At 62.0% G+C, this 24810-nt stretch carries 22 protein-coding genes; 12 read left to right on the forward strand and 10 right to left on the reverse strand.

The features are described from left to right. Positions 1 to 35: 35 nt before the first annotated feature. Together BM70_RS0104380 and BM70_RS0104385 are read right to left on the reverse strand one after the other, a co-directional pair. Entirely contained in the window at positions 36 to 1319 is a 1284-nt protein-coding gene (locus BM70_RS0104380; protein ID WP_025854866.1) for a Zn-dependent hydrolase, read from the reverse strand. Positions 1320 to 1498: 179 nt separating this feature from the next. After that, on the reverse strand, positions 1499 to 2986 hold the full coding sequence (locus tag BM70_RS0104385) for an NCS1 family nucleobase:cation symporter-1 (RefSeq protein WP_025854867.1): 1488 nt from the start codon (positions 2984 to 2986) through the stop codon (positions 1499 to 1501). Between the two features lie 590 nt (positions 2987 to 3576). Here BM70_RS0104385 and hydA point away from each other — a divergent pair. The 3 genes from hydA (at position 3577) to preA (ending at position 7835) form a co-directional block, all read left to right on the forward strand. Then, the gene (gene hydA / locus BM70_RS0104390) at positions 3577 to 5016 is read left to right on the forward strand and encodes a dihydropyrimidinase (RefSeq protein ID WP_025854868.1); all 1440 of its coding nucleotides are present in this window, start codon (positions 3577 to 3579) and stop codon (positions 5014 to 5016) included. 177 nt (positions 5017 to 5193) lie between these two features. Next, entirely contained in the window at positions 5194 to 6561 is a 1368-nt protein-coding gene (locus BM70_RS0104395; RefSeq protein WP_025854869.1) for an NAD(P)-dependent oxidoreductase, read from the forward strand. Next, complete coding sequence (preA, locus tag BM70_RS0104400; protein WP_177326531.1) at positions 6558 to 7835, forward strand: NAD-dependent dihydropyrimidine dehydrogenase subunit PreA; 1278 nt, start codon at positions 6558 to 6560, stop codon at positions 7833 to 7835. The genes BM70_RS0104395 and preA overlap by 4 nt, the downstream gene beginning before the upstream one ends. A gap of 160 nt (positions 7836 to 7995) precedes the next feature. Here preA and BM70_RS0104405 read toward each other — a convergent pair whose 3' ends face one another. Next, positions 7996 to 8616: a TetR/AcrR family transcriptional regulator gene (locus tag BM70_RS0104405; RefSeq protein ID WP_025854871.1), complete on the reverse strand. Its 621-nt coding sequence runs from the start codon at positions 8614 to 8616 to the stop codon at positions 7996 to 7998. Positions 8617 to 8759: 143 nt separating this feature from the next. Here BM70_RS0104405 and BM70_RS0104410 point away from each other — a divergent pair, with 143 nt between their 5' ends. From BM70_RS0104410 to BM70_RS0104440, 7 genes are all read left to right on the forward strand, one after another. Next, positions 8760 to 9203, forward strand: coding sequence for a GNAT family N-acetyltransferase (locus tag BM70_RS0104410; protein WP_025854872.1), 444 nt, complete (start codon positions 8760 to 8762; stop codon positions 9201 to 9203). 18 nt (positions 9204 to 9221) lie between these two features. After that, a complete protein-coding gene (gene copC, locus BM70_RS0104415; RefSeq protein ID WP_025854873.1) occupies positions 9222 to 9587 on the forward strand; it encodes a copper homeostasis periplasmic binding protein CopC in 366 nt (121 codons plus the stop codon). Between the two features lie 3 nt (positions 9588 to 9590). Continuing rightward, positions 9591 to 10448 carry a copper homeostasis membrane protein CopD gene (gene copD / locus BM70_RS0104420; RefSeq protein WP_025854874.1) on the forward strand — a complete coding sequence of 286 codons (858 nt, stop codon included), beginning with the start codon at positions 9591 to 9593 and terminating at the stop codon, positions 10446 to 10448. A 167-nt stretch (positions 10449 to 10615) separates the two neighbouring features. Continuing rightward, a complete protein-coding gene (locus tag BM70_RS0104425; RefSeq protein ID WP_025854875.1) occupies positions 10616 to 11878 on the forward strand; it encodes an OprD family porin in 1263 nt (420 codons plus the stop codon). Positions 11879 to 11981: 103 nt separating this feature from the next. After that, on the forward strand, positions 11982 to 12806 hold the full coding sequence (locus tag BM70_RS0104430; protein WP_025854876.1) for an NAD(P)-dependent oxidoreductase: 825 nt from the start codon (positions 11982 to 11984) through the stop codon (positions 12804 to 12806). 3 nt (positions 12807 to 12809) lie between these two features. Further along, the gene (locus tag BM70_RS0104435) at positions 12810 to 13685 is read left to right on the forward strand and encodes an SMP-30/gluconolactonase/LRE family protein (protein ID WP_025854877.1); all 876 of its coding nucleotides are present in this window, start codon (positions 12810 to 12812) and stop codon (positions 13683 to 13685) included. A 10-nt stretch (positions 13686 to 13695) separates the two neighbouring features. Continuing rightward, positions 13696 to 14556, forward strand: coding sequence for an aldose 1-epimerase (locus BM70_RS0104440; protein ID WP_025854878.1), 861 nt, complete (start codon positions 13696 to 13698; stop codon positions 14554 to 14556). 75 nt (positions 14557 to 14631) lie between these two features. Here the strand turns inward: BM70_RS0104440 and BM70_RS0104445 are convergent, their stop codons facing one another. From BM70_RS0104445 to BM70_RS0104470, 6 genes are all read right to left on the reverse strand, one after another. Next, on the reverse strand, positions 14632 to 15783 hold the full coding sequence (locus BM70_RS0104445) for an HlyD family secretion protein (RefSeq protein WP_025854879.1): 1152 nt from the start codon (positions 15781 to 15783) through the stop codon (positions 14632 to 14634). Further along, complete coding sequence (locus tag BM70_RS0104450; protein WP_025854880.1) at positions 15780 to 17426, reverse strand: MFS transporter; 1647 nt, start codon at positions 17424 to 17426, stop codon at positions 15780 to 15782. Before BM70_RS0104450 ends, BM70_RS0104445 begins: the two co-directional genes overlap by 4 nt. A gap of 480 nt (positions 17427 to 17906) precedes the next feature. Then, positions 17907 to 19382, reverse strand: coding sequence for a DASS family sodium-coupled anion symporter (locus BM70_RS0104455; RefSeq protein WP_025854881.1), 1476 nt, complete (start codon positions 19380 to 19382; stop codon positions 17907 to 17909). A 118-nt stretch (positions 19383 to 19500) separates the two neighbouring features. After that, positions 19501 to 20307, reverse strand: coding sequence for a sulfite exporter TauE/SafE family protein (locus BM70_RS0104460; protein WP_025854882.1), 807 nt, complete (start codon positions 20305 to 20307; stop codon positions 19501 to 19503). After that, the gene (locus BM70_RS0104465; protein WP_025854883.1) at positions 20308 to 21552 is read right to left on the reverse strand and encodes an FAD/NAD(P)-binding oxidoreductase; all 1245 of its coding nucleotides are present in this window, start codon (positions 21550 to 21552) and stop codon (positions 20308 to 20310) included. Between the two features lie 50 nt (positions 21553 to 21602). Beyond that, the gene (locus BM70_RS0104470) at positions 21603 to 21938 is read right to left on the reverse strand and encodes a helix-turn-helix transcriptional regulator (protein ID WP_005789341.1); all 336 of its coding nucleotides are present in this window, start codon (positions 21936 to 21938) and stop codon (positions 21603 to 21605) included. 94 nt (positions 21939 to 22032) lie between these two features. Here BM70_RS0104470 and BM70_RS0104475 point away from each other — a divergent pair, with 94 nt between their 5' ends. Next, positions 22033 to 22896, forward strand: a complete 864-nt coding sequence (locus BM70_RS0104475; RefSeq protein WP_025854884.1) for an MBL fold metallo-hydrolase — start codon at positions 22033 to 22035, stop codon at positions 22894 to 22896. Here the strand turns inward: BM70_RS0104475 and bkdR are convergent. After that, entirely contained in the window at positions 22893 to 23378 is a 486-nt protein-coding gene (gene bkdR / locus BM70_RS0104480) for a Bkd operon transcriptional regulator BkdR (protein ID WP_010209335.1), read from the reverse strand. The genes BM70_RS0104475 and bkdR overlap by 4 nt on opposite strands. A gap of 195 nt (positions 23379 to 23573) precedes the next feature. Between bkdR and BM70_RS0104485 the strand changes: the two genes are divergently transcribed. Beyond that, positions 23574 to 24809 (forward strand): 3-methyl-2-oxobutanoate dehydrogenase (2-methylpropanoyl-transferring) subunit alpha, encoded by a 1236-nt coding sequence (locus BM70_RS0104485; protein ID WP_025854885.1) that lies wholly within the window; start codon positions 23574 to 23576, stop codon positions 24807 to 24809. The last annotated feature ends 1 nt before the right edge of the window (position 24810 follow it).

Consider the following 24810-nt stretch of genomic DNA (forward strand, 5'->3'; position numbering starts at 1 on the left):
CCGGCAAGCCGGCTCCTACGGTGGGCGGCGATGGCTTAGGCGGCGAGCTTGCCGTTGGCGATGGCCGCCGATGCGGCCACCATGGCGCGCAGCAGCACCGCACACCCTGCCGCCAGGTCATCCGGCGCGGCATTCTCGATTTCGTTATGGCTGATGCCGCCTTCACACGGCACGAAGATCATCCCCGCCGGGCCGAGTTCGGCGACGAAGATTGCGTCGTGCCCTGCCCCGCTGACGATGTCCATGTTCGACAGGCCCAAGCCATTCGCCGCGTTGCGCACCGCGTCCACGCAGCCTTTGTCGAAGTACAGCGGCGGGAAGTCTGCGGTGGGCTCCATTTCAAAACTGAGTCCATGTTTGGCGCAGGTGTCTTCAATCACCTTGCGCACTTGGGCAATCATCGAATCCAAGCGCGCCGGTTCCAGGTGACGGAAGTCCAGGGTCATGCGCACTTCGCCTGGGATGACGTTGCGCGAGCCGGGGTAAGCCTGCAGGCAACCGACCGTGCCACACGCATGGGGCTGATGCCCCAGCGCTGCCGCGTTGACCGCCGCTACCACCGCCGCAGCGCCCACCAGGGCATCCTTGCGCAGGTGCATCGGCGTTGGCCCCGCATGCGCTTCAACCCCACGCAGCTTCAGGTCAAACCACTTCTGCCCCAGGGCACCGAGCACTACGCCGATGGTTTTGTTCTCGTCCTCAAGAATCGGCCCCTGTTCGATATGCGCCTCGAAATACGCCCCCACTTTGTGCCCACTGACCGGCCGCGAGCCCGCATAGCCAATCGCATTCAATGCATCGCCCACGCTGACGCCGTCCACATCGACCTTGGCCAGGGTGTCGGCCAGGGTGAATTTCTCGGCAAACACCCCCGAGCCCATCATGCACGGCGGGAAGCGCGAGCCTTCTTCGTTGGTCCACACCACCACTTCCAGCGGCGCCTCGGTTTCCACTTTGAGGTCGTTGAGGGTGCGCAGCACTTCCACGCCCGCGAGCACGCCGAAGCAGCCGTCGAACTTGCCACCGGTGGGTTGGGTGTCGATGTGGCTGCCGGTCATCACCGGCGGCAGGTTGGGATTGCGCCCGGGGCGACGGGCGAAGATGTTGCCGATGCCGTCGACGGTCACGGTGCAGCCGGCGGCCTCGCACCACTGCACGAACAGGTCGCGGGCCTTGCGATCCAGGTCGGTAAGGGCTAGGCGACACACACCGCCCTTGGGCGTGGCGCCGAGCTTGGCCAGGTCCATCAAGGATTGCCACAAACGGTCGCGGTTGATGTGCTGATGGGTGGATTGCAGAACGTCGAGGGCAGCGTTCATGGGGGATCTCCTCAGGCTACATTTCTTATGGATTGAGCCGATTCCATCAATGGAATGCGGTCATACATGTGGGAGCGGGCTTGCTCGCGAAGAGGCCGTGTCAGTCGCTGCAAATGTCGCCTGAAAGACCGCATTCGCGAGCAAGCCCGCTCCCACATGTGGATTGCATTTCAAATTATTTACAGTGGTGTTTTCACCGCGACCGGGCTGGCCCCGCGCTTGGCATTGAGCCCGTAATACAACAGGCCACCCAGCGCCGAACCGGTAAACCAGCCATAGCTGTAGAACCAGCTGAACGCATCGCTGCCCAGCGACAGCAAGGTCAGCACCACCGGCACGCCAAAGGCGATGAAGCCGCTCCAGTTCCACGCCGGATACACGTCGTCGCGGTACAGGCCCGCCAGGTCAAGCTGCTGTTTGCGGGTGATGAAATAGTCCACCACCATGATCCCGGCGATCGGCCCCAACAGGCTTGAATAGCCGAGCAACCAATTGGAATAAACGGTCTCCAGGCTCACATCGGAAACGATCAACCCGAGTTTTTTCAGCAGTTCATGGGCCATCAACGCCAGCCCGACCAGGCCGGTGAGGATCACCGCCGTGGTGCGATTGATCAGCTTGGGCGCGATGTTCTGGAAGTCGTTGGTGGGCGAAACAATGTTCGCGGCGGTGTTGGTGGACAAGGTGGCGACGATGATCAGCGCCATGGCCACGGCCACCCACACCGGGCTCTGGATATGCCCAATCAGGGTCACCGGGTCGGAGACGCTGACGCCCACCAGTTTCACCGAGGCCGCGGTCATGATCACGCCGAGGGCGGCGAACAGGAACATGGTCAGCGGCAGGCCGAATATCTGCCCGAGGATCTGGTCCTTCTGGCTTTTGGCGTAGCGGCTGAAGTCGGGAATGTTCAATGACAGGGTGGCCCAGAAGCCCACCATCGCGGTGAGGCCGGCCATGAAGTAACCGGTGAGGCTCGCACCCTCGGGACGCTTGGGCGGGATCGCCATCAGTTCGCTGATCGACACGTTAGGCATCGCCCACACCAGCAGGCCAATCCCCACCGCCACCAGCAGCGGCGCCGACAGGGTCTCCAGGCGCTTGATCGACTCGGCGCCGCGCAGCACCACCCACAAGTTCAGGCACCAGAAAATCATGAAGCCAATCACTTCACCCGTGCCGCCGAGGGACTTCCAGCCCTCGAAAATCGAGCCCAGGAACAGGTGGATCGCCAGCCCGCCGAACATCGTCTGGATGCCAAACCAGCCGCACGCCACCAATGCGCGGATCAGGCACGGGACGTTGGAACCCAGGATGCCGAACGACGAACGCAGCAACACCGGAAACGGTATGCCGTACTTCGTGCCAGGGAACGCATTGAGGGTCAGCGGGATCAGCACCACGATGTTGGCCAGCAAAATGGCCATCAGCGCCTCGCCCACCGACAACCCGAAGTACGCGGTGAGTACACCGCCCAACGTATAGGTGGGCACGCAGATCGACATGCCGACCCACAGCGCGGTGATGTGCCACGTGTTCCAGGTGCGTTCATGCACCTTGGTCGGTGCCATGTCGTGGTTGTAGCGGGGGCTGTCGAGGACGTCGGGGCCGGCGTCGAGTTCGTACAGGCCGTTGCGCTCAATGACTTGCGATCTGTTCTGTTGCATGGCCGCTCCACGGTTTTTTCGAATTATTTTTGCTCGCCTGCGGTTGAGTACAGGCGGCCGGAGTACCTCGTAAACAACATGACATCACGGGTCCGGCCAGCCGCCACTGCACTCAATAACCGTGCCGACAACCGTTACCGCACCCACACCGCTTATATAACTGGCTGATGTTAATCAGCTTTCCGATTGAGCCTTCGGTACTTGCCGCGTTACTCAGGCTGGATAACGTGGAAGTTGCCCGAACGATCAGGACTCAATCTGGTGCAACACAATTATTTTTATTCACTGCCTTCGTCAAGAGGCATGTCTCAAGCGTCTGATTTGCAATAAGAAATGTTGCTCAATTTAAGAACCTGTCAAGTGCGTCAAAATGGTGAGAGGGCGCTACATTTTGGTGATTTCTATTTTTTATCCTTACTAATCAACACCTTAAATACAATATAAGCTTATAAAAAATCTTCTTGCCCAATCGAAAAACTCGGGCTAGTTTCTATTCCTGTCACCGATGACAGGAATGAACCGACCATCGGTAAGCAGTATTACAACACTTAGAACTGGCACAAGCCGGTCAAGCCTGTGAGGAACTCGACATGTCGCTGTTGATCCGTGGCGCCACCGTTATTACCCATGATGAAAGTTACCGCGCCGACGTGTTATGCGCAGGCGGTCTGATTCGCGCCATTGGCACGGATCTGGATATTCCGGCCGGCACTGAAATAATCGATGGCAGTGGCCAATACTTGATGCCCGGCGGCATCGACCCCCACACCCATATGCAATTGCCCTTCATGGGCACCGTGGCCAGTGAAGACTTTTTCAGCGGCACGGCAGCCGGCCTGGCGGGCGGCACCACGTCGATCATCGACTTCGTGATTCCCAACCCACAGCAATCCTTGCTGGAAGCCTTCCACCAGTGGCGCGGCTGGGCGGAAAAGTCCGCCGCCGACTACGGCTTTCACGTGGCGATCACCTGGTGGAGCGAGCAGGTGCGCGAGGAAATGGCCGAGCTGGTCAGCCAGCACGGCATCAACAGCTTCAAGCATTTCATGGCCTACAAGAACGCGATCATGGCGGCGGACGACACCCTGGTCGCCAGTTTCGAGCGCTGCCTGGAACTGGGCGCGGTGCCCACGGTGCATGCCGAGAACGGCGAGCTGGTGTATCACCTGCAACGCAAGCTGATGGCCCAGGGCATCACCGGGCCCGAAGCGCACCCGCTGTCGCGTCCGTCCCAGGTGGAAGGCGAAGCTGCCAGCCGCGCGATCCGCATCGCCGAGACCATCGGCACGCCGCTGTACCTGGTGCATGTGTCCACCAAGGAGGCGCTGGATGAAATCACCTACGCGCGTGGCAAGGGCCAGGCGGTCTACGGTGAAGTCCTCGCCGGCCACCTGCTGCTGGACGACAGCGTCTACCAGCACCCCGACTGGCAGACTGCCGCCGGCTACGTGATGAGCCCGCCCTTCCGCCCGCGCGGGCATCAGGAGGCGCTGTGGCATGGCCTGCAATCCGGCAACCTGCACACCACCGCCACCGACCACTGCTGCTTCTGCGCCGAGCAGAAGGCCGCTGGTCGCGACGACTTCAGCAAGATCCCCAACGGCACCGCGGGTATCGAAGACCGCATGGCGCTGCTGTGGGACGAAGGGGTCAACACCGGGCGCCTGTCGATGCAGGACTTCGTGGCGCTGACCTCCACCAACACCGCGAAGATCTTCAACCTTTACCCGCGCAAAGGCGCAATCCGCGTGGGTGCGGATGCCGACCTGGTGCTGTGGGACCCACAGGGTACGCGGACCATTTCCGCCAAGACCCATCACCAGCAGGTCGACTTCAACATCTTCGAAGGCAAGACCGTGCAAGGTGTGCCGAGCCACACCATCAGCCAGGGCAAGCTGGTCTGGGCCGATGGCGACCTGCGCGCCGAGCGCGGGGCCGGGCGGTATGTGGAACGGCCGGCGTATCCGGCGGTGTTCGAGCAGTTGAGCAAGCGGGCTGAGCGTTCCAGGCCCACTGCTGTGAAACGCTAAAAGCGGCCTTCGGCCTATCGCGGGCAAGTCGAATCGTCGCACCGCCGGCTCCCACATTTGAACGATGTGAACCCGATCCCATATGGGAGCTGGCTTGCCTGCGAAAAGGCCAGCAAAGGCAACACAAAAACCAATGCCCATCAGAGGCAGCACCTCAATAACCGTGAGGCCACCACCGTGATCCAGACCCTGACCCACCTCCCACATCCCGTTGAGGATGGCGCCACCCTCGCCAGCCATTTCACCGACCTGGCACCGCCCCTCAACGCCCGCCAGGCACAACTGGAAGCCTCGCGTTGCCTGTATTGCTACGACGCGCCGTGCGTGAACGCGTGCCCCAGCGAGATCGATATCCCGTCGTTCATCCGCAATATCCACACCGAAAACGTACAAGGCGCGGCGCAGAAAATCCTCTCGGCCAACATCCTCGGCGGCAGTTGCGCGCGGGTCTGCCCCACCGAGATCCTGTGCCAGCAAGCCTGCGTGCGTAACAACGCCGAAGAGTGCGCGCCGGTGTTGATCGGCCTGCTGCAACGATACGCGGTCGACAATGCACACTTCACCGAACACCCCTTCCACCGCGCTGCGCCCACCGGTAAGCGCATCGCGGTGGTAGGTGCCGGTCCCGCTGGCCTGGCCTGCGCCCACCGCAGTGCGTTGCACGGTCATGACGTGGTGATTTTCGAAGCCCGGGAGAAAGCCGGTGGCCTGAATGAATACGGGATCGCCAAGTACAAACTGGTGGACGACTTCGCACAGAAGGAGCTGGATTTCCTCCTGCAGATCGGCGGCATCGAGATTCGCCACGGCCAGCGCCTGGGGGACAACCTCAGCCTCAGCGAACTGCATCAGCAATTCGATGCGGTCTTCCTGGGGCTGGGCCTGGCCGCGAGCAAACAGCTGGGCCTGCCCTTTGAGGACGCCCCCGGCCTGCTCGCCGCCACCGACTACATCCGCGAGCTGCGCCAGGCCGACGACCTGACTCAACTGCCGCTGGCCGACCGTTGCATCGTGCTCGGCGCCGGCAATACCGCCATCGACATGGCCGTGCAAATGGCCCGCCTCGGCGCCCGTGATGTCAACCTCGTCTACCGCCGAGGCCTGGCGGACATGGGCGCGACCCATCACGAGCAGGACATCGCCAAAGCCAATCAGGTTCGTCTGCTGACCTGGGCGCAACCGGAAGCCGTGCTGCTGGACGAACAGGGCCACGTACGCGGCATGCGCTTCTTGCGCACGCGCATGGAAAACGGCCGCTTGCACCCCACCGGCGAAACCTTCGAACTGGCCGCCGATGCGATCTTCAAGGCCATCGGCCAGGGTTTTGATAACGAGGCGCTGCACGACCCGCTGGCGCAGCAACTGCACCGCGTCGGCGGGCGCATCTTCGTCGACGAACAACTGCGCACCAGCATTCCCGGGGTGTACGCCGGTGGTGATTGCGTCAGCCTCGGCCAGGACCTCACCGTGCAGGCCGTGCAACATGGCAAGCTGGCTGCTGAAGCCATGCACGCCCAACTCATGCTGAATGTGGAGGCTGCGTGATGGCCGATCTCTCGATTGTGTTCGCCGGTATCAAAGCCCCCAACCCGTTCTGGCTGGCCTCCGCGCCGCCCACCGACAAGGCCTACAACGTGGTGCGCGCCTTCGAAGCCGGCTGGGGCGGCGTGGTGTGGAAAACCCTGGGTGAAGACCCGGCAGCGGTCAACGTATCGTCACGTTACTCGGCGCACTACGGCGCCAACCGTGAAGTGCTGGGCATCAACAATATCGAACTGATCACCGACCGTTCCCTGGAGATCAACCTGCGGGAAATCACCCAGGTGAAAAAGGACTGGCCCGATCGCGCACTGATTGTGTCGCTGATGGTGCCGTGCGTGGAGGAATCCTGGAAAAACATCCTGCCGCGGGTGGAAGCCACCGGTTGCGACGGTATCGAACTGAACTTCGGCTGCCCCCACGGTATGCCCGAACGCGGCATGGGTGCGGCGGTGGGCCAGGTGCCGGAGTATGTGGAACAGGTAACGCGCTGGTGCAAGACGTATTGCTCGCTGCCGGTGATCGTCAAGCTCACGCCGAATATCACCGATATCCGCGTGGCGGCGCGGGCAGCGTATCGCGGGGGGGCGGACGCGGTGTCGCTGATCAACACCATCAACTCCATCACCAGCGTGGACCTGGAACGCATGGTCGCCCTCCCCGTGGTCGGCACCCAGAGCACCCACGGTGGTTACTGCGGTTCCGCGGTGAAGCCGATTGCGCTGAACATGGTCGCCGAAATCGCCCGCGACCCGCAGACCCAGGGCCTGCCGATCTGCGGCATTGGCGGCATCGGCAACTGGCGCGACGCGGCGGAATTCGTCGCCCTGGGCTGCGGTGCGGTGCAGGTGTGCACGGCGGCGATGCTGCATGGGTTTCGGATTGTGGAAGAGATGAAAGACGGATTGTCGCGATGGATGGACAGTCAGGGCTACCAGAGCTTGCAGGACTTTTCCGGGCGGGCGGTGGGCAATACCACCGATTGGAAGTACCTGGACATCAACTATCAGGTGATCGCCAAGATTGACCAGGAAGCCTGCATTGGCTGTGGGCGTTGCCATATTGCCTGTGAGGATACGTCGCACCAGGCCATTGCCAGTCTGAAACAGGCGGATGGCACGCATAAATATGAGGTGATCGATGATGAGTGCGTGGGCTGCAACCTATGCCAGATCACGTGCCCGGTGGCCGATTGCATCGAGATGGTGCCGATGGATACCGGCAAGCCGTTTTTGAATTGGACGCAGGATCCGCGGAACCCCTACCGGGAGGCGGTGTAGGCAAACCTGTGGTGAGCGGGCTTGCCCGCGCTGGGCTGCGAAGCGGCCCCAAATCAGGCACTGAGTTCTGTCTGAAGGACCGAGGTGTTTTTATTGGGGCTGCTTCGCAGCCCAGCGCGGGCAAGCCCGCTCACCACAACAACCAGCGTCACCATAAGGCTCAAGGCTCCAACCCAATCCCCCGCAAGATCACACTTGTCACCGTCTGGATCGCCTTCTCGAACTGCATGTCCGACAACGGCTGGTGATCGTTGAGGATCTTCACCTGGTGATCGAAGTCGGCATAGTGCTGCGTCGAGGCCCAGATCATGTACAGCAGGCTCGACGGCTCCACCGGCAGGATGCGTTTGTCTTCCACCCACTGGCGAATCTTCGCTTCCTTCATCTTGGCCCAGTCGTACAGGCTCTCGTCCAGCGCCTCACCGAGGGTCGGCGCGCCGTGGATGATTTCGTTGGCCCAGACTTTCGAACCATATGGCCGCGTACGCGAACGCTGCATTTTGGCGCGGATGTAACTGCTGAGCACCACCCGGGGGTCATCGAAGGTCTCGAAGCTCAGGGCGTCCTGCTTCCACACTTCCAGCAGGTCGAACAGCACGGCGCTGTACAGCTCGCTCTTGGTGGTGAAGTAGTAATGCAGGTTGGAGCGCGGCAGTTGCACTTCTTCGGCGATATCGGCCATGGCGGTGCTGCCATAGCCTTTCTCGGCGAAGATTTTCTCCGCCGCCAGCAGGATTTTTTCGACGTTGACCCGACGAATTCCGATCTTGTGATTGCCCATAAGGGCTCCCTGACAACAACTTGGCTTAAAGACTACCATCGGCTCTAGGTCGGGGCGACAGGCCATAATGAAACTTCTGACGCGAACCTTTCGCCTGGAAAACGGATTGGTTAGGATCGCGGTCCCCATGAAGGATCATTGCAATGACTATTCGACCTCGCGTGGCCGCTGACGACCCAGTGCTGGGAGCGCTGTGGGAGCGCTCGGTACGCGCCACCCATGACTTCCTCCCCGAGGATGACATTCAACGCTTGCTGCCCCTGGTGCGCGATACTTACCTGCCGATGCCCGCACTCGATGTGTGGGTTTACGAAGACCCACAGGGTATCGCCGGTTTTATCGGCACCGGAGGGCAAAATGTCGAAATGCTGTTTATCGACCCGGACCGTCGTGGCCAGGGCATCGGTCGCCAGTTACTGGATCACGCCCGCGCCCGTCACGACACCCTCACCGTCGATGTGAACGAACAAAACCCCCAGGCCGTGGGGTTCTACCTGCATTATGGTTTTATCCAGGTCGCGCGCTCGCCGCTGGATGGCGAAGGCAAGCCCTTTCCCTTGCTGCACATGGCTCTACCGACTCCCTGAACCTGAAGGTATTGAACAATGCTGATCAAGAAAACCCTGACCACCGTCGCCCTGCTCGCCTCCCTGCTGGGCGCTTCGGCGGCGTTTGCCCACGCCCATCTCAAGAGCGCCGAACCTGCGGCAGACAGCAGCGTGGCTGCGCCCAAGGACCTGCGCCTGACCTTCAGCGAAGGCGTCGAGGCCACGTTTACCAAGGTGTCCCTAAGCAAGGACGGCACCGAAATCGCGATCAAGGGCCTGGAAACCCAGGACGCCGACAAGAAAGTCCTCGTCGTCACGCCCGCCGCACCGTTGGCCGCCGGCACCTACAAGGTGGTGTGGAACGCGGTCTCGGTCGACACCCACAAGAGCAATGGTGAATACAGCTTCAAGGTCGGCCAATAACCCATGGCGACCCTGCTGGTGCTGTGCCGCTTCCTGCATTTCATCGTCGTGCTGTTGATGTTCGGGGCCTGTGTGTTCAGGCCCTGGCTGATGGGCGCTGAACCGCAACCGGCACTCGACCGGCAACTTCACCGTATCACCCGTGGGCTGGCCTGGCTGGGACTGGGCTCCGGTATCGCCTGGTTGCTGTTGATCACCGCCAGCATGGCCGGCAGCTGGGACGCGGCTTGGCAGCCGGCCACGGTGCAACGGGTACTGGGCAAGACCTTCTTTGGCCAGGTGTGGACCTGGCACCTGTTGCTTAACCTGCTGCTGGTGATCGTGCTGGTCAAACCCTGGCCGGCGTTGCGCCTGCCAGTGATCGCGTTGCTGCTGGCGACGCTGGCGCCGGTCGGGCATGGCGCCATGCTCGATGGGCTCGGCGGGCAATTGCTGATGCTCAACCAAGTGGTGCATCTGGTCTGCGTGGGGGCGTGGCTCGGCGGGTTGTTACTGCTCGTACTGATCCTCAGGCAGTCGCACCGCTACCCGTTGCAGCCGATCCTCAAGCGCTTCAGCGGTGTGGGTTATGGCCTGGTCGCCGGCTTGCTGGTGACCGGCTTGATCAATGTGCGCGTCCTCACCGGGCAACTGTGGCCCACGCCGTTGTTCAACGGCTTCGCCCTGATCCTGTTGATCAAAGTGCTGTTGGTACTCGGCATGCTGGCGCTGGCCTTGATGAACCGGCTGCGTATCGAACGCTGCGAAGAGCGACTGGCCACGCTGAAGACCAGCGTGATGCTGGAATGGTTATTGGGTGTTTCAGCGGTCGCCGCCGTATCTCTGCTGGGCATCCTCCCACCGATGGTCATGGCGGGCTAAAAACTGAGGTTGAAAGGCAATCAGTGTGGGCGCTGTTGATCGATCCACGCCAAGTCATCATACAACTTCTGCTTGACAACCCTCGAAGCCCTCGCAAATATTCCGTCAAATGTTGTACGACGACGTACGACAAACAATAAAAACAACAAAAGAAACGGAGCTTCACAGTGAGTCAATTCGCCTGCAATTCCTCCTCGCGTATCGGTTTTATCGGCCTCGGCAGCCTGGCGTTCACCTTGCCCCTCATCGCTCAGGCCGAAGGCTTCGTCGACGATGCCAAGGCCACGCTCAACCTGCGCAACGCCTACTTCAACCGCAACTTCACCCACCCGACCTACCCCCAGGGCAAGGCCGAAGAGTGGACGCAGAACTTCATTCTCGATGCCAAATCGGGCTTCACCCAGGGCACCGTGGGTTTCGGCCTTGATGTGCTGGGCCTGTACGCCCAGAAGCTCGATGGCGGCAAAGGTACTGGCGGCACGCAGTTGCTGCCGATCCATGACGATGGCCGCCCCGCCGACAACTTCGGCCGCCTGGGCTTGGCACTGAAAACCCGGCTGTCGAAGACCGAGCTCAAAGTCGGCGAGTGGATGCCGGTGCTGCCGATCCTGCGCTCCGACGATGGCCGCTCGTTGCCCCAGACCTTCCGTGGCGGCCAGGTCACCTCCAGCGAAATCGCCGGGCTGACGCTCTATGGCGGCCAGTTCCGCGGTAACAGCCCGCGCAACGACGCGAGCATGGAAGACATGTTCATGAACGGCAAAACCGCGTTCACCTCCGACCGTTTCAACTTCGGCGGCGGCGAATACACCTTCAACGACAAACGCACCCAGGTCGGTGTGTGGTACGCCGAACTCACCGATATCTACCAGCAACAGTATTTCAACCTGACCCACAGCCAACCCGTGGGCGACTGGACCCTGGGCGCCAACCTCGGTTTTTTCAACGGCAAGGAAGACGGCAGTGCGCGTGCCGGCGACCTGGACAACAAGACCGCCTTCGCCCTGCTCTCGGCCAAGTACAACGGCAACACCTTCTACGTGGGCCTGCAGAAACTCACCGGCGACAGCCTGTGGATGCGGGTCAACGGCACCAGCGGCGGCACCCTGGCCAACGACAGTTACAATGCCAGCTACGATAACGCCAAGGAAAAATCCTGGCAGCTGCGCCATGACTTCAACTTCGTGGTGCTCGGCATTCCGGGGCTGACCATGATGAACCGCTACATCAGCGGCAGTAATGTGCACACCGGGGCGATCACCGATGGCAAGGAATGGGGCCGCGAATCGGAACTGGCCTACACGGTGCAAAGCGGTGCGCTGAAGGATCTGAATGTGCGCTGGCGCAATTCGAGCTTGCGTCGGGATTTCAGCAACAATGGGTTCGATGAGAATCGGCTCTTTATCAGCTACCCGATTTCGTTGCTATAAACCCACCCGCGCCTATGGGCAGGCGCGTGTTGACAAGGCAGGGAAGCAATAACGATACTTCCCACATAGTCATACGACAACCTACAACAACAATGGAACCCTCATGACCACCACCACTACCCCACCTGTTCCATTCAACCGCCTGCTGCTCACCGGTGCCGCCGGTGGCCTGGGCAAGGTGCTGCGCGAACGCCTGCGCCCTTATGCCCAAGTGCTGCGCCTGTCCGACATCGCCAACATGGCCCCCGCCGCCGATGCGTCCGAAGAAGTGCAAACCTGCGACCTCGCCGACAAACAAGCCGTGCACCATCTGGTAGAAGGCGTCGATGCAATCCTGCATTTTGGCGGCGTATCGGTGGAGCGCTCTTTTGAAGAAGTCCTCGGCGCCAACATCTGCGGCATCTTCCATATCTACGAAGCGGCCCGTCGTCATGGCGTGAAGCGCGTGATCTTCGCCAGTTCCAACCACGTGATCGGCTTCCACAAGCAAGGCGAGATCCTCGACGCCCACTCGCCACGCCGCCCGGACAGCTATTATGGTTTGTCCAAGTCCTACGGCGAAGACATGGCCAGTTTCTACTTCGATCGCTACGGCATCGAGACCGTGAGCATCCGCATCGGCTCTTCGTTCCCGCAACCGCAGAACCGTCGCATGATGCATACCTGGCTGAGCTTCGATGACCTCACACAACTGCTGGAGCGCGCGCTGTACACCCCCAACGTCGGCCACACCGTGGTCTACGGCATGTCGGCCAACCTCGACACCTGGTGGGACAACCGCTACGCCGCTCACCTGGGCTTTGCCCCCAAGGACAACTCCGAAGTGTTCCGCGCCCAGGTCGAAACCCAGCCCCCGGTGGCCGACAATGACCCGGCCAAGGTCTACCAGGGCGGTGCGTTCTGCGCGGCCGGGCCGTTCGGTGACTGATCGATGAGTGCCGAACTGATTGTCGACGCGCGCAATGCCGTGGGCGAATGCCCGGTGTGGGTGCCCGAGGAAAACGCCCTGTATTGGGTGGACATCCCCAATGGCGGGCTGCAACGCTGGAGCGCCGCCACCGGCCATATCGCTGCCTGGAAAGCCCCGCAGATGCTCGCCTGCATTGCCCGCACCACGGCGGGCAACTGGGTCGCGGGGATGGAAAGCGGTTTTTTCCAGCTCACCCCGCACAACGATGGCTGCCTCGACACCACGCCTTTGGCGAGTGTCGAGCACCCACGTGCGGACATGCGCCTGAATGACGGCCGCTGTGATCGCCAGGGCCGTTTCTGGGCCGGCAGCATGGTGTTGAACATGGGCCTGAACGCGGCCGAGGGCATTCTCTACCGCTACGCGTCCGGCGCGGCGCCCCATGCGCAACTGGACGGGTTCATCACCCTCAATGGCCTCGCCTTCAGCCCGGATGGCCGCACGATGTATGCCTCCGATTCCCACCCGCTGGTGCAGCAGATCTGGGCCTTCGACTACGACATCGACACCGGCACACCGTCCAATCGCCGTGTGTTCGTGGACATGCACCAGCACCTCGGCCGCCCCGACGGCGCCGCGGTCGATGCCGATGGCTGCTACTGGATCTGCGCCAACGACGCCGGGCGGATCCACCGTTTCACCCCCGACGGCCACCTGGATCGCTCCTTGGTGGTGCCGGTGAAGAAGCCCACCATGTGCGCCTTTGGCGGCAGTCGCCTGGATACACTGTTCGTCACTTCGATCCGTGATGATCAGCGTGAGCAGTCCCTCTCCGGCGGCGTGTTTGCCCTCAATCCCGGCGTCCAGGGGTTGGCCGAACCCTCCTTCGCGCTCTAGGTGCCTGACGATGCTGATCGAACTGGAAGACCACCTCACCCACCTCACCCTGGCGCCGGCCGTGGGTGGCAGCATCGTCAACTGGCGCGTGCTCGCGACCGGCGAGCCGTTGTTGCGGCACAGCGATGAGCACGCAGTGAACACCGGCCTGCCGGGCAAGCTGGGGTGCTATCCGCTGGCACCCTGGTCCAACCGGATTGCCGAAGGCGGTTTCGACAACCCCGGCGGTTGGCTGGCCCTGACGCCCAACAGCGCGCTGGATCCGCTGCCGATTCATGGTTCGGCCTGGCAGCAGGCGTGGCAGGTGGTCAGTCGATCAACGGATGAAGTGGTGCTGGAAGTGCGATGCGACACGCCGTTCGCCTATCGCGCCGAGCAGCGGTTTCGCTTGAACAACGGGGAGCTGAGCATTGCGCTGCAGGTCACCCATCTGGCTGAGCAGCCTGCGTGGCATGGCTTGGGATTGCATCCTTACTTGCCACGCAGGCCGGGTACGCGGCTGCAGGCTACGGCGTCCCAGGTATGGATGAGTGACGCCTCCAAGTTGCCCACGGGGTTGGCACCGGTGCCGCAGGCCTGGGACTTCCGGGCATTGAAGGCCCTGCCCGAAGGCCTGGTGGACAACGGCTTTTGCCAGTGGGACGGGCACTGCCGGATCGAGCAACCGGAGCTGGGCTATGCGTTGGAATGCCGGGCGAACGGCGCCGATTACTTCCTGCTGTACTGCCCGCCGGGGTTGGGGTTCTTTTGCATCGAGCCGGTGAGCCACCCGGTGAATGCCCATCACCTGCCGGGCAGGCCGGGCTTGAAACTGCTGGAACAGGGCCAGTCAACCCAACTGGATTTCGCTCTGAAATACAGCCCCTTGTAGGCGCCCGGCTTGCCGGCGATAGCGCCCGAATGTCGGGGGGTGATTCGAGGTCCCCATCGCCGGCAAGATAGTGTGTCAGGGCGGGCTGTTTTTCAGACGGCCTGCGGTGTCGATACTGACGACCACCGACAACCCGGGGCGCAACCGCTCGCTCTCGGCCTGATCCGGATCAACCGTAATTCTCACCGGCACGCGCTGGGCGATCTTCACGAAGTTGCCGGTGGCATTGTCCGCCTGCAACAGGCTGAACTCCGAGCCGGTGGCCGGGGAAATATGCTGCACCGTGCCATGGAATTTACGATGGTTCAGGGCATCGACCGTGAAGGTCACCGGCTGGCCGACCTGCACATTGTCCATCTGGGTTTCTTTCATATTGGCGATTACCCACAGTTGCTTCGGCACCAGCGCCATCAACTGCGCACCGGAGTTGACGTAGGCTCCCAGGCGCACGCCAATCTGCCCCAGTTGCCCATCGCGTGGCGCGGTGATGCGGGTGTTGGACAGGTCGATGCGCGCCAGCTCCACTGCCGCCTCGGCACTCGCCACGGCCGCTTCCAGGGAGCCGCGATTGACGATCACCGTCTGCAGGTCCTGGCGCGCGATTTCCAGGCTGGCCTGGGCCTGGGCCACGGCCGCGATGGTCTGCGCGTTGGCGGCGCGGGTCACGTCCAGCTCACGCTTGGACACCGAACCGTCACTGATCAGCTCTTCATTGCGACGCAAGTCGGCCGTGCTCTTGCGCGCCTGCGCCTGGCTGTCCGCCAGTGCCGCCTGGCGCAGCTGGATGGTGGCTTCGGCGCTGTTGCGCTGCTGCACCACATTGGCCAGCGACGCCTTCTGCACCGCCAATTGCGCCAGCGCCTGGTCGAGGCGTTGCTTGTAGATGCGGTCGTCGAGGCGCACCAGCAGGTCACCGGCCTTCACGTACTGGAAATCCTGTACCGGCACTTCGAACACATAACCGCTGAGTTGCGGGCCGATAATCGTCACCTGCCCTCGCACCAGGGCGTTCTCGGTGGTTTCCACCGCACTGCTGAAGGGCGGCAACTGCCAGGCATACAACACGATCAGCACCCCGACGATGGCGATCGCGGCAAAGCCCAGGGACGAGATGATGCGCACCCGCAACGAGCGTGGCTCGGTGACCGTGGCGCCGGGCGGCGTGGTGCCCTCCGGCGTGGAGGCGATGGCGTTGGTGGTCGTGGTGGTAGAAGTCGGTTCGGTCATGAAGAAGCGCCGCTGGGTTGAACGGAAGGGGCTGCTGCCTTGGTGGTGCTCATCAGCCACAGACTGCGGATAAAGATCCAGATCATGGTGAGTATCGCGATGATCGCGATCAGCATGAACACATCGTTGTAGGCCATCACGTTTGCCTCGCGGGTTGCCGCCGTGGCCAGGCTGCGAATGCCCATCAGGTTGCGCAGTTCGGGGTCGGCGACGATGCCACCGTAGGCCGAGCCGCCGCTCTGCACCCGCGCGGCCACACGCGGGTCGAGCAGGGTCAGGTGTTCGACGATCATGCTGGAGTGATACTTTTCGCGCACGATCTGGAACGTCCCCAGCAGTGCCGCGCCAATCAGGCCGCCGAGGTTCTGGCAGATGCCGAACATCACCGAAAAACTCACCAGGTTGCGCGGGTTGGTCAGCACGTTCTTGGTGCCCAGCACCATGGTCGGCCCGAGGAAGAACGTACCGCCGAAGCCTAGCAGGAACTGGCTGATGTACAGGTTCTGTGGCCGCGTGAGGTTGCTGGAAAAGCTGTCCATCACCGACCCCGTGGCCATCAGCGCCAGGGAAATCACCAGCGGCATCAGCAAATGCGCCGGGTTGATCGTCAAGGCACTGACCACCAGCCCGGCAATCGCCCCGGCCAGCATCACCACGTACAGCGTGTGCATCTGCTGGTAGCTCATGTTCAACATCTGCATGAACCCCACCGCGCCGGTGGACTGCTCGGAGAGCACCATGCGGATCAGGATCACCGCCAGTGCCAGGCGAATCATCACGCCACTGCCGAGCCAGCGGGTCATGAGCATCGGGTTGGCGCGGTTATGTTCGATGGCCAGGCCGGCCATGATCAGCACCAGGGAACAGGCCGACGCCACGCCGATCCAGGGTGCTTCCAGCCACCAGTCGATACGCCCAAGGGACAGCACGGCGCAAAGCAAAGCGACACCGCTGGCGAGGATGGCGAAGGTGAGGAAGTCGAGTTTTTCGAAGGTCTTGAAGCGGTCGCCGGGGGGAAGCTTAAGCAGGAATACGCAGCCCAGGCAGATCAGCGCCATGCCCAGTTCAAACAGATACAGTCCGCGCCATTCGGCGATTTGCAGCAGGTCTTCGGAAAACAGGCGCGCCAGGGGTAACGCCAGCTGCGCGGTGCCCAACCCCAGCACCAGCGCCTTCAAGCGCCACTTGGCCGGGAATGCCTGGATCATGTAATACAGACCCAATGAACTCAGCGCCGCGCCCACCATCCCGTGGGCCGCCCGCACGGCGATGGCGGAGTTGAGGTCGTTGACGAACAAATGGCCGAAGGTCACCAGCGCGTACAGCACCAGGAACACTTCGGTGAATGCGCGCAAACCAAACTGTTGGCGGAACTTCACCAGCAGCAGGTTCATGCAGACATTGGTCATCACGTAGGCGGCGGGGAGCCAGGCCATTTCCGCCGTGGTCGCGCCGAGTGCGCCTTGCAGGTATTGCAGGTTGGCGATGACCAACGCATTTCCCAAGCCCCCGGTGATCGCGACCAGCACGCCTACCAACGCGAACAGCCAGCGCTTGTGCGTCGGGTGCAACGGTGTCGACGGCGAACCGGGCAGGCTCGGCCGCTCGTGGGGCTCCCAGGTGTGGGGGGTGTATTTGTTCATTCAATGACCTAGATGACCCGACGAGGAACGTCGGTAGAACCATTACTCAGGGAGTAGTAAACCTGAGCGGAGTTCATCTTGCCATGTTGGGGTTGGGGGTGCAGCTATGGCCTGGGTCCCTATCCGTTACCCAGGTAGCGGCCACGCTGGGTTTTCTGCTCTTGCGCGGCTCAATTTCTGGAAGAGCGCCAGCAGTCACCAAATGCGCGATGGCATCAACCCGGTGTGCCTGATGCACCGAGTTGCCCGCATCGCAGGCAAGCCAGCTCCCACAGAAAAGCAGGTAGGTGATTGATCTCTCAACCAAGTGCGACGGCCTCAAAACCCACTAATTACTCAGCGCCGAACTCGGTCAAAGGTGGGAGCTGGCTTGCCTGCGATAGCCTCAACCCGGTAGGCCTGATCTACCGAGATGCCCGAATCGCAGGCAAGCCGCCCCCCTACACCGGCCCCTTGCGCACTGAAGACACCCACCCAATTTCAAACCCAGCCCAGCCAACTCCAATAAGTCGCCGCAAACACCAGCATCAACAAATAACCCACCACCGTCACCAAGACCCCCACCTTGGCAAACTGCCGCGCCGTAAACGTCCCAGTGCCCAAACACACCATATTCTGCGGCGCATTGATCGGCAGGATAAACCCATAACTCATCACAAACCCCAACAGCATGGTCATTCCCAGGCGGCTGAACTCCCCCGGCAACGTCTGCAACACCGCAATCAGAATCGGCAGCAATGCCGAGGTCAACGCCGTGGCGCTGGCAAACCCCAGGTGAATCACGATCAAGAACGCCCCAAGAATCGCAAACACACCCAACGGCCCGACCTGATCCAACCCCGTGTGGGCCACGACCGTAGCCCCCAACCATTGCCCGGCCTGGGTCGTCAGCAGCGCCGTGCCAAGGCTGATGCCAACCCCGAACACAATCACCGTGCCCCAAGGAATTCGCGACTGCACGTCCTTCCAGGTCATCACGCCTATACCCGGCAACAGCAGGAACACCAACCCGGCGTAGGTGGTCGAGGTGGTGTCGAAACTGTGCAAGCGCCCTTCCGTGGCCCACGCCAGCAGCAATAGCACCGAAACGGTCAACAGGCGCTTCTGCGGCCCGGTCATCGGCCCTATCTCCACCAGCGACTGCGCCACCGCCTCCTTGCCACCGGGAATGCTGTCGGTTTCCGGCGGCAGCAATTTGAGCACAAGGAACAGCAACACCGCCGACATGATCAACGCCCACGGTGCGCCAGCGACCAGCCAGTCGATCCAGGACACACGCTGGCCGAGCATCTTGTCCATGAAGCCGACGGTGAGCAGGTTTTGCGCGGCGGCGGTCTGGATGCCGACGTTCCAGATACTGGTGCCCTGGGCCACCACGATCATGATGCCGGCGGCGATGTTAGAACGCTTGTCCACGCCAAACGCAGCGATCACCCCCATCATGATCGGCACCACGCAGGCACTGCGCGCCGTGGCGCTGGGTACTACAAGACTGAGCAGGATGGTCACCGCAATCGCCCCCAGCAGGATGCGCCGGGTGCTGGTGCCGACGCGACTCAGGGTCACCAGGGCAATGCGCCGGTCCAGCCCGGTGTGGGTCATGGCCGCCGCGATAAACAGTGCCCCCGCTACCAGCGCCAGCGCGGGGTTGGAAAACCCGGTGAGCGCCATGCTGATGGCCGGGCTGGTGCCGATCAGATGGGTGGGGTCTTGCAGCGACGGCGCGGTGCCAAGCAGAAAGGCCATCAGCGAGGTGATCATGATCGCGCTGGCTTCATAAGACACCGCTTCGGTGATCCACACCACCACGGCAAACGCGAGGATCGCCAGCATGCGGTGCCCGGCCACCGGCAAGTCGGCGGGCAGCGGCAGCAGCACCCCGGCCATCACCAGCACAGCGACTACCAGGCCGAGGGGCAGCTTGAAGGATGCAGCGGTTGTCGCGGGGGCGTTCATGGCGGGCTCCGTCAGCCTTCGAATCAAGCTGTGAGCATGGCGCAAAATGCCGCAGGCGGTGTTGACAGGTATCAACACCCTAGGCCGACACCTGCCTCAACACGGTCCTGCCTCCGGCTCAGAGCAACGCGTTGAACAGCATTCCGGCCGCCACCAACAGACACAGGCTGGCAAACCCCACCTGCAAGGTGCGTGCGGGAATCACCGAACACAGGCGCCGACCAGCGAGCATGCCGACGATGCTCGCGCCGATGAACACCCAGCCCAGTGGTTCGATGCGCACACCGGCATGCAACGCACCGGCCACGCCGATCAACGAGAGCAGGCTGATCACCATCAGGGACGTGGCGACGATGCCGCGCATCTGCACGTCAGTGAGTTGCTTGAACGCCGGCACGATCAGAAAGCCACCGCCGACGCCCAGCAGGCCGGACACCGCACCGGTCACTGCGCCGAGGGCGGCCAGGGTTGCGCTGCATTTGGCGGTCCAGGCCAGGCGCCCGGTCTGCTGGTCGAGCATGCAGTTCTTCTGGCCCCAGGACGCGGCGCCATGGTCACTTGGCCCTGCTTCACGTTTTTCACGCTGCAACATGCGCCAGGCCACCAGCACCATCAATGCACTGAACAGGCCCATCAGCAGCGCTTCCGGCAGTTGGTGGGCAAGAAACACCCCCACCGGCGAAAACAGCGCGCCCAGCAAGGCGATCAGCAACGCGGCGCGGTAACGCACCAGGCCGTGGCGCAAACCGTCGATGGCGCCCACCGCTGCCGCTGCGCCCACGGCGAGCAGCGACACCGGTGCGGCCTGGGTCATGCTCAAGCCCAACCCCAGCACCAGCGCCGGCACTCCGAGGATGCCACCGCCTGCGCCGGTCAGGCCCATGACCAGGCCCATCAATAATCCCAACACACTGGCCAGCAGCATTCAGTCCACCTTGCTCAGGCGGGTCAGCCACTCGCGGCCCTTGAGCATGCCGTTCCAGTAGAACCATGGCAGCAAGGTGGCCTTCAGGAACCACATCGAGCGGCGCGCCTGGGTCGGGTCCAGGGGAAAGGTCGGCAGCAGCTTGCCGCCGTAGCCAAACTCGGCCAGCACCACCTTGCCCTTCTCCACCGTCAGCGGGCAGGAACCGTAGCCGTCGTACTTGAGCGGCAGCGGCGCCTGTCTGCGCAGGGCCAGCAGGTTTTCGGCGACCACCACGATCTGCTTGCGCACTGCAGCGGCGGTCTTGGCGTTGGTGGTACCGCACACATCGCCCAGGCCAAAGATGTGCGGGTAGCGCAGGTGCTGCAGGCTGTGGGGGTTCACTTCGCACCAGCCGGCGGCGTCGGCCAGCGGGCTTTGGCGGATGAAATCCGGGGCCACTTGCGGTGGAACCACGTGCAGCATATCGAAGGACTTTTCTGCAACGCTGACGTGGCCTTCGGCGTCTTTCACTTCGAACCAGGCCTTGCGGGCCGGGCCATCGACTTTCACCAGATTGGAGTTGAATGCCAGGCGAGCGTTGTACTTTTCCACGTACTTCATCAGTGGCGGTACAAAGGTCGCCACGCCGAACAGCGCGGCGCCGGCCAGGTCGAATTCGACGTCGATGGTGTTCAGCACGCCCTGTTTGAGCCAATGATCGCAGGACAGGTACAGGGCTTTCTGCGGTGCACCCGCGCATTTGATCGGCATGGCCGGCTGGGTAAAGATCGCCTTGCCGCCCTTGAGTTGCTGCACCAGCTCCCACGTGTAGGCGGCGTGCTGATAGCTGTAGTTGGAGGTGACGCCATGCTTGCCCAGCGTATCTTGCAGCCCTTCGACCTTCTCCCAGGCCAGGCGCAGGCCGGGACACACGATCAGGTTGTTCCAGCTAACGCGCTGGCCATTGTCGAGGACCAGCACCTGCTCGTCCGGCAGCACTTCGGTGACGGCCGCCTGTACCCAGGTAACACCATTGGGCAGTACGTCGGCCAGCGGACGACGGGTCTTTTTCACGTCGTAGGCGCCGCCGCCCACCAGCGTCCAGGCGGGCTGGTAGCAGTGATGGTCGCTCGGTTCGATCAGGGTGATGTTCAGGTGGGGGTCGCGCTTGAGCAAGCTGGCCAGCAGGCCGATGCCTGCCGAGCCGCCGCCGATGACTACGATATCGCCACTGATGGTTGGGCCCCAGTGTTGTTCGGTCATGGTCTATCGCCTTTTTTATACATGCACACAAGGGTCGCTGCCGGATGGCGTCACGCCCAGCTTTTTATGACCGCGCCGCAGTACAGCCCGGACAAGGTCTTCATCACTTGAATCACTTCATGGCTGGCCAGCCCGTAAAAGATGTACTTGCCTTCCCGACGGGTGGCGACCAACCCTTCGTCGCGCAGGATGCCCAACTGTTGTGACAGCGTGGGCTGACGCACGCCGGTCAGGGCTTCGAGCTCGCCGACATTGCGCTCGCCCTGGGTCAGTTGGCACAGGATCAACAAACGGTCCTCATTGGCCAGGGCCTTGAGCAAGGAACAGGCCTTGGACGCCGATGCACGCAGTTGGGCGACTTCGCCCTCACTCAGAGTAGATTCCATTTGCCTCGGGTCCTTTATGTCACTTAAGCTCAAAACATTATGTGTAAACGTAAACTGATTGTAACCACTTTTTTCTTCATCGGGGACAGCCGCCATGCCAGCGTTGATTCACGCTTTTCTGGACGAGGCATCGTCGACCTTCACCTACGTCGTCTATGAAACCGACGGCGGCCCCTGTGCCATCGTCGATTCGGTGCTCGACTACGACCCGGCCTCGGGGCGCACCGACACCGCCCAGGCCGACAAGGTCATCCGCTTTGTGCGCGAGCACGGCTTGCAGGTGCACTGGCTGTTGGAAACCCACGCCCACGCCGATCACCTGTCCGCCGCGCCCTACCTGCGCCGCACGCTGGGCGGCAAGATCGCGATCGGGCAATCCATCAGCAAAGTGCAGGACGTATTCAAGAACCTGTTCAACCTGGAGCCGGAGTTTCGGGTCGACGGGTCACAGTTCGATCACCTGTTTGCACCGGATGAAATCTTTCACATCGGCAGCCTGAAGGCTCAGGCCCTGCACGTGCCGGGGCATACCCCGGCAGACATGGCCTACTTGATCGAGGATCGGTTGATTCTGGTGGGCGATACGCTGTTCATGCCGGACGTCGGCACGGCGCGCTGTGATTTCCCTGGCGGCGATGCGCGGCAGTTGTATGCGTCGATGCGCAAGCTGTTGGCCTTTCCGTTGGAAACCGAGTTGTACGTGTGCCATGACTACCCGCCTGAAGGCCGTGCGGCGAAGTGCCTGACCACGGTGGCCGAGCAGCGCGCGGGGAATATCCATGTGCATGACGGGGTGGATGAGGCGGCGTTTGTGGAAATGCGCACCCGGCGCGATGCCGGGCTGGGAATGCCGACGCTGTTGCTGCCGGCGATCCAGGTGAATGTGCGGGCGGGGAATATGCCGCCGGCGGAGGACAATGGTGTGGTGTACCTGAAGATTCCGGTCAACCACCTCTAACCCAGGTTGATGCCGTTGGCCGGTAGCGGCAATGCGGTTTTGTAGCGCACCTGTTTCAGGGCGAAGCTGGAGCGGATATTGGCGACACCCGGCACTTTGGTCAGAAAGTCCATCATGAAGCGCTCCAGCGACTGGATCGTCGGCACCAGTACACGGATGAGGTAGTCCGGGTCGCCGGCCATCAGGTAGCACTCCATCACTTCGGGCCGGTCGGAGATCGCGCCTTCGAACTGCTGCAACGCCAACTCATTCTGCTTCTCCAGGCTCACATGAATGAACACGTTGACGTGCAACCCCAGCAGGTCGGCATCCAGCAGCGTGACCTGGTCACGAATCAGGCCCAGTTCTTCCATCGCCTTGACCCGGTTGAAACACGGCGTGGGCGACAGGTTGACCGAGCGGGCCAGGTCGGCGTTGGTGATCCGCGCATTCTCCTGCAGGGCGTTGAGAATGCCGATATCGGTACGGTCCAGTTTGCGCATGAGACAAAATCACCTGTTTATTATGTTTATGCAGGTTTTTTATCCGCAAATGATCGCGGGTGCAACGAAACAGAGATAAATATTCTTCTACGCCACGCCTATGATTGTTGTAGGACAAGATTTCTCCTACCCGGAGCCTGACTGTCAGCTAGCGCGCCCACTACAAGAAATTCACAAGATAGAGCGTAGAAAGCCATGACCCAGCAGTACGAACCACTGCGCCTGCACGTGCCTGAACCCTCGGGACGCCCAGGCTGCAAGACCGACTTTACCTACCTGCGCCTGACCGACGCCGGCCTGGTGCGCAAACCCGCCATCGACGTAGAACCCGCCGACACCGCCGACCTGGCCAAGGGCCTGATCCGCGTGCTCGACGACCAGGGCCAAGCCCTCGGTCCCTGGGCTGAAGGCGTCCCCGTCGAGATCCTGCGCAAAGGCATGCGTGCCATGCTCAAGACGCGGATCTTCGACAACCGCATGGTGGTCGCCCAGCGTCAGAAGAAAATGTCGTTCTACATGCAAAGCCTTGGCGAAGAAGCCATCGGCAGCGCCCAGGCCCTGGCCTTGAACATCGACGACATGTGCTTCCCCACCTACCGCCAGCAAAGCATCCTGATGGCCCGCGACGTGCCGTTGGTGGACCTGATCTGCCAACTGCTGTCCAACGAGCGCGACCCGCTCAAGGGCCGCCAGTTGCCGATCATGTATTCAGTGAAAGACGCTGGTTTCTTCACGATTTCCGGCAACCTCGCCACCCAATTCGTACAAGGCGTGGGCTGGGGCATGGCCTCGGCGATCAAGGGCGATACCAAGATCGCCTCCGCCTGGATCGGCGACGGTGCCACCGCCGAATCCGACTTCCACACCGCCCTCACCTTCGCCCACGTGTACCGTGCGCCGGTGATTCTCAATGTGGTCAACAACCAGTGGGCCATCTCCACTTTCCAGGCGATTGCCGGCGGTGAAGCCACCACCTTCGCCGGACGCGGCGTGGGGTGTGGTATCGCCTCCCTGCGCGTGGACGGCAACGACTTCATCGCGGTGTACGCCGCTTCTGCCTGGGCTGCCGAGCGTGCGCGCCGCAACCTCGGGCCAACGCTGATCGAGTGGGTCACCTACCGCGCCGGCCCGCACTCCACTTCCGACGATCCGTCCAAATACCGCCCAGCCGATGACTGGAGCCACTTCCCTCTGGGCGACCCGATCGCCCGCCTCAAGCAGCACCTGATCCAGATTGGCCAGTGGTCCGAAGAGGAACACGCGGCGGTCAGTGCCGAACTTGAAGCCGAAGTGATTGCGGCGCAAAAACAAGCCGAACAGTACGGTACCCTCGCCGGCGGCCAGATTCCAAGCGCCGCGACCATGTTCGAAGACGTCTATAAAGAGATGCCGGAGCACTTGAAGCGCCAGCGTCAAGAGTTGGGGGTCTGAC

Source organism: Pseudomonas sp. CHM02 (assembly GCF_000612585.1).
Classification (GTDB): domain Bacteria; phylum Pseudomonadota; class Gammaproteobacteria; order Pseudomonadales; family Pseudomonadaceae; genus Aquipseudomonas.

Bases quoted from the DNA above. Each gene is read 5' to 3' on its own strand.
- BM70_RS0104380 (WP_025854866.1), bottom strand. From the start codon at position 1,319: ATGAACGCTGCCCTCGACGTTCTGCAATCCACCCATCAGCACATCAAC.
- BM70_RS0104385 (WP_025854867.1), bottom strand. From the start codon at position 2,986: ATGCAACAGAACAGATCGCAAGTCATTGAGCGCAACGGCCTGTACGAA.
- hydA (WP_025854868.1), top strand. From the start codon at position 3,577: ATGTCGCTGTTGATCCGTGGCGCCACCGTTATTACCCATGATGAAAGT.
- BM70_RS0104405 (WP_025854871.1), bottom strand. From the start codon at position 8,616: ATGGGCAATCACAAGATCGGAATTCGTCGGGTCAACGTCGAAAAAATC.
- BM70_RS0104410 (WP_025854872.1), top strand. From the start codon at position 8,760: ATGACTATTCGACCTCGCGTGGCCGCTGACGACCCAGTGCTGGGAGCG.
- copC (WP_025854873.1), top strand. From the start codon at position 9,222: ATGCTGATCAAGAAAACCCTGACCACCGTCGCCCTGCTCGCCTCCCTG.
- copD (WP_025854874.1), top strand. From the start codon at position 9,591: ATGGCGACCCTGCTGGTGCTGTGCCGCTTCCTGCATTTCATCGTCGTG.
- BM70_RS0104430 (WP_025854876.1), top strand. From the start codon at position 11,982: ATGACCACCACCACTACCCCACCTGTTCCATTCAACCGCCTGCTGCTC.
- BM70_RS0104435 (WP_025854877.1), top strand. From the start codon at position 12,810: ATGAGTGCCGAACTGATTGTCGACGCGCGCAATGCCGTGGGCGAATGC.
- BM70_RS0104440 (WP_025854878.1), top strand. From the start codon at position 13,696: ATGCTGATCGAACTGGAAGACCACCTCACCCACCTCACCCTGGCGCCG.
- BM70_RS0104445 (WP_025854879.1), bottom strand. From the start codon at position 15,783: ATGACCGAACCGACTTCTACCACCACGACCACCAACGCCATCGCCTCC.
- BM70_RS0104450 (WP_025854880.1), bottom strand. From the start codon at position 17,426: ATGAACAAATACACCCCCCACACCTGGGAGCCCCACGAGCGGCCGAGC.
- BM70_RS0104455 (WP_025854881.1), bottom strand. From the start codon at position 19,382: ATGAACGCCCCCGCGACAACCGCTGCATCCTTCAAGCTGCCCCTCGGC.
- BM70_RS0104460 (WP_025854882.1), bottom strand. From the start codon at position 20,307: ATGCTGCTGGCCAGTGTGTTGGGATTATTGATGGGCCTGGTCATGGGC.
- BM70_RS0104465 (WP_025854883.1), bottom strand. From the start codon at position 21,552: ATGACCGAACAACACTGGGGCCCAACCATCAGTGGCGATATCGTAGTC.
- BM70_RS0104470 (WP_005789341.1), bottom strand. From the start codon at position 21,938: ATGGAATCTACTCTGAGTGAGGGCGAAGTCGCCCAACTGCGTGCATCG.
- BM70_RS0104475 (WP_025854884.1), top strand. From the start codon at position 22,033: ATGCCAGCGTTGATTCACGCTTTTCTGGACGAGGCATCGTCGACCTTC.
- bkdR (WP_010209335.1), bottom strand. From the start codon at position 23,378: ATGCGCAAACTGGACCGTACCGATATCGGCATTCTCAACGCCCTGCAG.
- BM70_RS0104485 (WP_025854885.1), top strand. From the start codon at position 23,574: ATGACCCAGCAGTACGAACCACTGCGCCTGCACGTGCCTGAACCCTCG.